This window comes from Desulfobulbus alkaliphilus, from assembly GCF_016918545.1.
Taxonomy (GTDB): Bacteria; Desulfobacterota; Desulfobulbia; order Desulfobulbales; family Desulfobulbaceae; genus Desulfobulbus; species Desulfobulbus alkaliphilus.
Window position 1 is genome coordinate 1 of record NZ_JAFFQC010000061.1, and the last position, 6,647, is coordinate 6,647.

Genomic DNA, 6,647 nt, shown 5'->3' on the forward strand with positions numbered 1-6,647 from the left:
CGCACCCTCACGATAACTGAGCCCCTGTTCCTTGATCTTCTCTGCCAACTCCGCTACCTGATCCCAATCGATTGGTTGTCTCATGCCTCGATCCTCCATGTTGAATGGGGGAGGCTGTGGGGGGATTAAATGGCGTTTTTGTCCGGAATAGCTTACCCTCTGCAAGTAGTGCAGGACACGATCTGCCAGAAACAAATTCGAACTTTTACCGACAAAATCCAATGCTGCAAAACCATGTACGCAGATCAGCTCGAGGAGGCGGAACAAAAACTGGAAACGACCAAACGGAGAAACGGTATCCGCTTTAAACTGTACGGACCCTCCATTGAATATAGCATGAACGATCAGAAGTACAGGGGCACAATTATCGATCTGTCCATCAGTGGTTGCTCGGTCGAGGTGAAGGAAACAGTGCCGGCGTTGGCACAGGAATTGACCATTCTCCTCCTGTTTGACACCCATGATCGCCATCCGTCGCATTTTCAGATCAAAACCCGGGTGGTCCGAGCCACGACCTCGGCCTTTGCCGTCCAATTCCTCGACCTTGACAGTGACCGGCAGGAACAACTCTACCAGCGTCTCATCCATGAGGTCGGGCGAACTGTTGACTTCCCGCAACCGACCTAAATACCTTGCCTCTCGTACCGGTTCTTTGTCGAAAGCCGGCGTATTGTCTCCAATCCTGAGCACTCCCCCAATCAGAGCGAATTTTCCTGAAAATATTCTTTCCATTGATGTTCAGTAGTATATAGTACAAATTCCTCAGACCCCTGGAAACGTGGATCTGAGTGGCCCGGCCGAGGAGAAGGACCGCAGTGGTGATGCGTTGCCTGGTATCTATCCAGAAACCAAGATTTGTACTGGACATCGAGGTGCGCTGGCGATTGGATCAGCAAGCATAGAGGTCTTCCTCCAGGAAGGAAATTGCCAGCGCATTAAAAAATCAAGGGATCAGAGCCGATTCTGGATGAGCACTCCCCGGAGTTGCCCCACCATCTTTGCTGGAGACACCCATGCGATTGTCACCACTGCTCACCGACCTGTACGAACTGACCATGCTGGCCGGTTATGTCAAGGAAGGCATGGCCGATAAACCAGCCGTGTTTGATCTCTACTTCCGCCACAATCCCTTTGCCGGCGGTTATGCGGTCTTCGCTGGTCTGGAACCGGCCCTTGAAGCTTTGGAAGAGCTTCGGTTTCTAACGGAAGAGATCGAATATCTCCGTAGCCTCGATCTGTTTCCCGCTGCTTTTTTCTCCTATCTGCGCGATTTTCGTTTTCAAGGTCAAGTTATGGCGCCGCCCGAAGGGACCGTTGTTTTCGCCAACGAACCTTTGCTCAGCGTTTCCGGGAATCTTGCTGAAGTACAGTTGGTGGAGACCCTGCTGCTCAACATGATCAATTTTCAGACGCTGGTAGCCACCAAGGCTGCCCGGATCTGTCATGCCGCCGCCGGAGCCGAAGTGGTTGAATTCGGGTTGCGCCGCGCCCAGGGGCCCAATGGTGGCCTGTCCGCTTCCCGGGCGGCCTGTGTCGGCGGGGTCAAAGGGACCAGTAATGTCCTGGCCGGCATGGCCTATGGCCTGCCGGTCCGGGGAACCCACGCCCACAGCTGGGTGCAGGCCTTCAACGACGAACTGACAGCCTTTCGGGCGTATGCCGCTGCGTTTCCCAACAGTACCATCCTCCTGGTTGACACGTATAATACCCTTCGAAGCGGGGTGCCCAATGCCATAACCGTCGCCCGGGAGCTGCGTGAACAAGGTCATTCCCTGCGAGGCATCCGCCTCGACTCCGGTGATCTCGCCTATCTCTCCCGCGAGGCCCGGCACATGCTTGATGAGGCAGGTTTTCCGGAGGTGCGGATCCTCGCTTCCAATGAACTTGACGAACATGTCATTGATTCGATCCGTGATGAAAACGGCCGGGTTGATATATACGGGGTCGGCACCAAGCTCTCTACTGCCGTTGGACCTGGCGGGGTGGCCCTTGGCGGGGTGTACAAACTGGTGGTTATGGATGGCCGTCCACGGATGAAAATCACCAGTGATATTGCTAAAGCCTCCCTCCCTGGCAGCAAAAGGGTGATACGGGCTCTTGACGCCAAAGGCGGGTTTGTCCAGGATGTGGTCTGTCTCGAGAAAGACAGCATTTCCGGGGGCATCACGGTCTACGACCCCACCAATCCCCTCCACCACACTACCTTGCCTGAAGGTGTCCGTCTGGTTGATCTCCGTCGCACGGTCATGGAAAAGGGACGGCGTACTCTGGCTGCGGAGTCGCTTGACCACATGGCAGAACGCTGCCGCCAAGAGATGGCCCTGCTGCCGGCCGGTTGCCGTCGTTTCATCAACCCTCACCGCTACAAGGTCTCGATCTCGCCGCAATTAAAAGATTTGCGCTGCACCATGATCCAGGCCGCCACCAAAGGGAGGACCTGAGCATGTCCAACCAGATGGCTCTGCTGATTATTGACCTGCAAAATGATTTCTGTCCCGGCGGTGCCTTGCCGGTTGCCCATGGCGACCAGGTCGTGGAACCGCTCAACCGGGCAATACATCACTTCATCACCACCGGAATGCCGGTGTTTGCCAGCCGTGACTGGCATCCTCCCGATTCGCGACATTTCCAGGAGCATGGTGGGCAATGGCCAGTGCATTGTGTCCGGGATACCCCAGGGGCCGCCTTCCACCCTGACTTTAACCTGCCGGCACAGACGGTGGTTCTGTCCAAAGGCCTCGATTCGCATGCGGACGGGTATTCGGCGTTTGAGGGGCAAACAGAAGACGGCGCTCTCCTGGTCACCCTGTTGACGCAGGCCGGAATCGACCATCTCTGCATAGGGGGTCTGGCCACGGATTATTGTGTCAAAGCCACAGTCATGGATGCCCTGTCCCGAGGCTTGTCTGTCACCGTGCTTGCCGACGGCATCGCCGGAGTGAATATCCATCCGGGCGATGGGCAACGTGCCCTGGAGGAAATGAGCAAGGCCGGCGCGCGGATTAGGGATGTCGATACTGTTTTGTCCAATACCATCAACCAACAAACAACATGAGCACCCCCAAAAAACTAGGAACCTCAACCGTGCCCAACAATAATCTCTCGTCGCAGATTATCCGCAACAGTCCTGTTGCCACCTTTGTTATCGATATCCATCACCAGGTGGTTCACTGGAATCGGGCCTGCGAAATCCTCACCGGCATACCGGCAACCGAGGTGGTCGGCACCGACCGTTCCTGGTGGCCCTTTTATCCTCAAAAGCGCCCCTCCATGGCCGATCTCCTTGTTGACGGTCGTCTGCACACGGTCGAACAGTACTATGCCGGTAAATATCGTCCTTCCCAGGTCATGCCTGAGACCTGGGAAGCCGAGGATTTTTTCCCAGGTCTTCCGGATGGGGGCAAATGGGTCGCCTTCACGGCAACCCCCTTAAAAGATGAGGCAGGAAAAATCATTGGTGCCATCGAGACCCTTCGCGATACAACGGCAGAAAAACAAGCTGAGTCGGCCTGGCGGGAAACCCGACACTTGGTTCATGAAGTCATCGACGGATCGTCGGTGCCGATGTTCGTGCTCAACGAACACCACCAGGTCACCCACTGGAACCGGGCCTGCGAGGCCCTCAATGGTGTCACTGCCGAAGAAATGGTCGGTTCAAGCAAGCAATGGCAGGCTTTCTATCCCGAAGAACGCCCTGTTCTGGCCGATCTGGTGATTGACGGCGCCATCGAAGAGATTCCGGAACGATACAAGGGCCGCTGCAATCCCTCTCCCCTGATAGCCAACGCCTGGGAAGCGACCGGCCACTTTCCCTTGTTCCAGTCAGGCCCCAAATGGCTTTACTTCACTGCCGCCCCTCTCTATGGTCTGAACGGGGCCATCATTGGTGCCGTGGAAACTCTCCAGGACATCACCGCACAAAAAGAGTATGAACAGCAACTGGAATACAAAGCCAACTACGACACGCTGACCGGTCTTGCCAACAGAAACCTGCTCGATAACCGGTTGCGCCAGGCCATTGTCCATGCGCAACGGCAAAATCTCCTGCTGGCGCTTCTCTTCATCGACCTGGACAACTTCAAACAGGTGAATGACACCATGGGCCACAGTATCGGTGACGAGATCCTTCGAGCCTGCGGCGAACGAATCACCTCCGTGGTCCGTGATATCGACACCGTTGCCAGAGTCAGCGGCGATGAATTCAACGTCCTTATCTATGATCCCGACAGTATCGAACATGTCACCAGCATTACCAACCGACTGATCGATCAGGTGGGTACCCGCCTCCCGGTTGGCGGCAAGGAACTGTATATCGGCTGCAGTGTCGGCATTGCCTTGTACCCCCATCATGGTCAGGATCCGGAGACATTGATAAAAAATGCCGATGCCGCCATGTATCGCGCTAAAAACCGTGATAGAGGAGGGTTCCGCTATTATACCGAGGATCTGAACAAGGATCAGGCCTTGTGGATGGAACTCAAACAGGAGCTGCATTACGCCCTGACCTCAGGCCAGCTCGAACTCTATTACCAACCACAATACAACATTCAGAACGGCAGGATCACCGGCGCCGAAGCCCTGCTGCGCTGGAATCATCCGCACAAGGGGTTGTTATTGCCGGATCTGTTCATCCCGCTTGCCGAGGAAACCAACTTGATTATTCCCATCGGCAACTGGGTCATACGCACGGCCGTCAATGATGCGCAACAGTGGAAAAACGTGGCCGGCTTTGATGTGCGGTTGTCAGTGAATCTTTCTGCCCGGCAGTTCCGCTACGAGGAACTCCTGGATCTGCTCGAAAGCATCATCAGCAGCAGTGGTTTTCATCCCTTGTTTCTCGAACTGGAACTCACCGAAAGCATGGTCATGCATAATCCGGTTCAATCCGCCGAAATGCTGAAGAAATTAAAGAGCAAGGGGTTTTCCCTGGCCATGGATGATTTTGGCACTGGGTATTCCAGTCTGGCCTATCTTCGCCGCTACCCCTTTGACATGATCAAGATCGACCAGTCCTTTATCGGTGACCTGGGACGCAACGCCGAAGCTGAAGCCATTGTCCGCGCCATGCTGCACCTGGGTCGGGCCCTTGGCCTGAGAATGGTGGCTGAAGGGGTTGAAAGTCAGGCGCAACAGGATTTCCTTGTCGCTGAAGGTTGTGATGAAATTCAGGGGTTTCTCTTCAGCCGCCCCCTGCCCGCCAACGACTTTCTGCAATTGCTTGCCATGCACGCCGGCGATAACAGCTGAGAACCCGATTGACCGCGAACGTTTGCCGAACCATCACCGAGTGCAGCCCTGAATCCGTGACGGCTGAAGGAATCGCGGTTCTGCCGGCTGCTCTTCACTGGAAATCTTCGATTTTCCGTCCCCGCTCCACCTGTTCCCGCATCTCTTCAATGGCACGGCCATACTGGGTCAACAAGTGCGCCAGAGATCTGCTGGCTGTATCTTCAGACCCCAGCAGTCGGTCACTCGTACTCAGCAACCTCAGGCCCTCCTGCAGATAGGCTTCCAGATCGGCAAGAATTTTTTTTCTGTTTTTCTGTTTTTCCTGTTCCGCGTTGAGAACCGGTAACAGCCGTTTGATGGAAATTTCCACGAGAAGATCGCGGGACACCCCATGGGTTTTGGCGACATATTCAAGCGAAGATAAAGAGTTGCGGCTGACGACAAAAGTTTTCTGTTGTCGTTGTTCCTCGTTTGCTTGAGAGAGCTCTGCTCCTGCCGCCAGCTGTTCGAGAATATTTCGATCCTCCACCAGTTGATCGAACAGAGATTTCTTTTTCAGGCCCAACTGATCAGCGGTGACACTGAGCAAGGCAATGATCTGGGGCGGCAAACGAAAGGTAGCCCGTACCGATTGCCTGCCCTTGAGGGTATCGGCAGACAAGTTCTCTGGCTCTGATTTTTTCTTTTGTTCTCTACGGTTATGCATCTTGATAGCCCATATGCATGCAGGTTTACTTTCGCCTTTTTTTTATTACTTTTTACTATAGCTCTATAATAAGTAATGTAAATAAAATTAGCAAAACCCTATTGACTCCTTTTTTGCTCGAATTATATTTTAGTCATAAAAAGAAAACATCTAAAAAACAGTGGAGAATCCATCCATTAACAAACAGGACAAGCAAGGGAGGAACACCATGATGACACGATGGAGCGACTTGAATCAGGTTCTCGGAGCCATGGATCTTTTCCGTAATCGTATGAACAACGTTTTCAGTGAATTCGATCGATCGTATCAGGGCGGTCAGCCATGGGCGGGCAATGGCACCTTTCCGCGGACAAACCTTGCCGACACCGGCGACAACCTTGAAGTGGTCGCCGAGGTTCCCGGGGTTGCCAAGGAAGATCTGAATGTGAAAATTCAGGGTAATTATCTGGAAATCAGCGGTAAACGCGCCTCGGATGTCCCGGAGGGGTATACGGTGCACAGAACGGAAAGAAAGAAGACTTCTTTCTCCCGCAGCTTCACTCTGCCCTATGATGTTGATGCCGACAAGGTGCAGGCAACCATGAACTGTCAACTCCCCACAAATAGCCCTGGGGTCAATACACTATTCAACAGCTACTACGGAGGAGGGTGACTCTGTTTGAACAGCAACCATGCCACCAAGATCCAGTGCAGGGCGATAATGCCCCGGCAG

6 protein-coding genes are annotated in these 6,647 nt (G+C 54.0%); 5 read left to right on the forward strand and 1 reads right to left on the reverse strand.

The window, feature by feature from the left end; all coding sequences use genetic code 11:
* Positions 1 to 234: 234 nt before the first annotated feature.
* From JWG43_RS16935 to JWG43_RS16950, 4 genes are all read left to right on the forward strand, one after another.
* Positions 235 to 627, forward strand: coding sequence for a PilZ domain-containing protein (locus tag JWG43_RS16935; protein ID WP_205244132.1), 393 nt, complete (start codon positions 235 to 237; stop codon positions 625 to 627).
* Between the two features lie 386 nt (positions 628 to 1,013).
* Positions 1,014 to 2,441 carry a nicotinate phosphoribosyltransferase gene (locus JWG43_RS16940; protein WP_205244133.1) on the forward strand — a complete coding sequence of 476 codons (1,428 nt, stop codon included), beginning with the start codon at positions 1,014 to 1,016 and terminating at the stop codon, positions 2,439 to 2,441.
* 2 nt (positions 2,442 to 2,443) lie between these two features.
* Entirely contained in the window at positions 2,444 to 3,055 is a 612-nt protein-coding gene (pncA, locus tag JWG43_RS16945; RefSeq protein ID WP_205244134.1) for a bifunctional nicotinamidase/pyrazinamidase, read from the forward strand.
* Positions 3,052 to 5,247 carry a sensor domain-containing protein gene (locus JWG43_RS16950; protein ID WP_205244135.1) on the forward strand — a complete coding sequence of 732 codons (2,196 nt, stop codon included), beginning with the start codon at positions 3,052 to 3,054 and terminating at the stop codon, positions 5,245 to 5,247. Before pncA ends, JWG43_RS16950 begins: the two co-directional genes overlap by 4 nt.
* Positions 5,248 to 5,341: 94 nt before the next feature.
* Here the strand turns inward: JWG43_RS16950 and JWG43_RS16955 are convergent, their stop codons facing one another.
* Positions 5,342 to 5,935, reverse strand: coding sequence for a hypothetical protein (locus JWG43_RS16955; protein WP_205244136.1), 594 nt, complete (start codon positions 5,933 to 5,935; stop codon positions 5,342 to 5,344).
* 208 nt (positions 5,936 to 6,143) lie between these two features.
* Between JWG43_RS16955 and JWG43_RS16960 the strand changes: the two genes are divergently transcribed.
* On the forward strand, positions 6,144 to 6,587 hold the full coding sequence (locus JWG43_RS16960) for an Hsp20/alpha crystallin family protein (RefSeq protein ID WP_205244137.1): 444 nt from the start codon (positions 6,144 to 6,146) through the stop codon (positions 6,585 to 6,587).
* Positions 6,588 to 6,647: the final 60 nt, after the last annotated feature.

Coding starts and splice junctions, on each gene's coding strand:
- JWG43_RS16960 (WP_205244137.1), top strand. CDS start 6,144: ATGATGACACGATGGAGCGACTTGAATCAGGTTCTCGGAGCCATGGAT.
- JWG43_RS16955 (WP_205244136.1), bottom strand. CDS start 5,935: ATGCATAACCGTAGAGAACAAAAGAAAAAATCAGAGCCAGAGAACTTG.
- pncA (WP_205244134.1), top strand. CDS start 2,444: ATGTCCAACCAGATGGCTCTGCTGATTATTGACCTGCAAAATGATTTC.
- JWG43_RS16950 (WP_205244135.1), top strand. CDS start 3,052: ATGAGCACCCCCAAAAAACTAGGAACCTCAACCGTGCCCAACAATAAT.
- JWG43_RS16940 (WP_205244133.1), top strand. CDS start 1,014: ATGCGATTGTCACCACTGCTCACCGACCTGTACGAACTGACCATGCTG.
- JWG43_RS16935 (WP_205244132.1), top strand. CDS start 235: ATGTACGCAGATCAGCTCGAGGAGGCGGAACAAAAACTGGAAACGACC.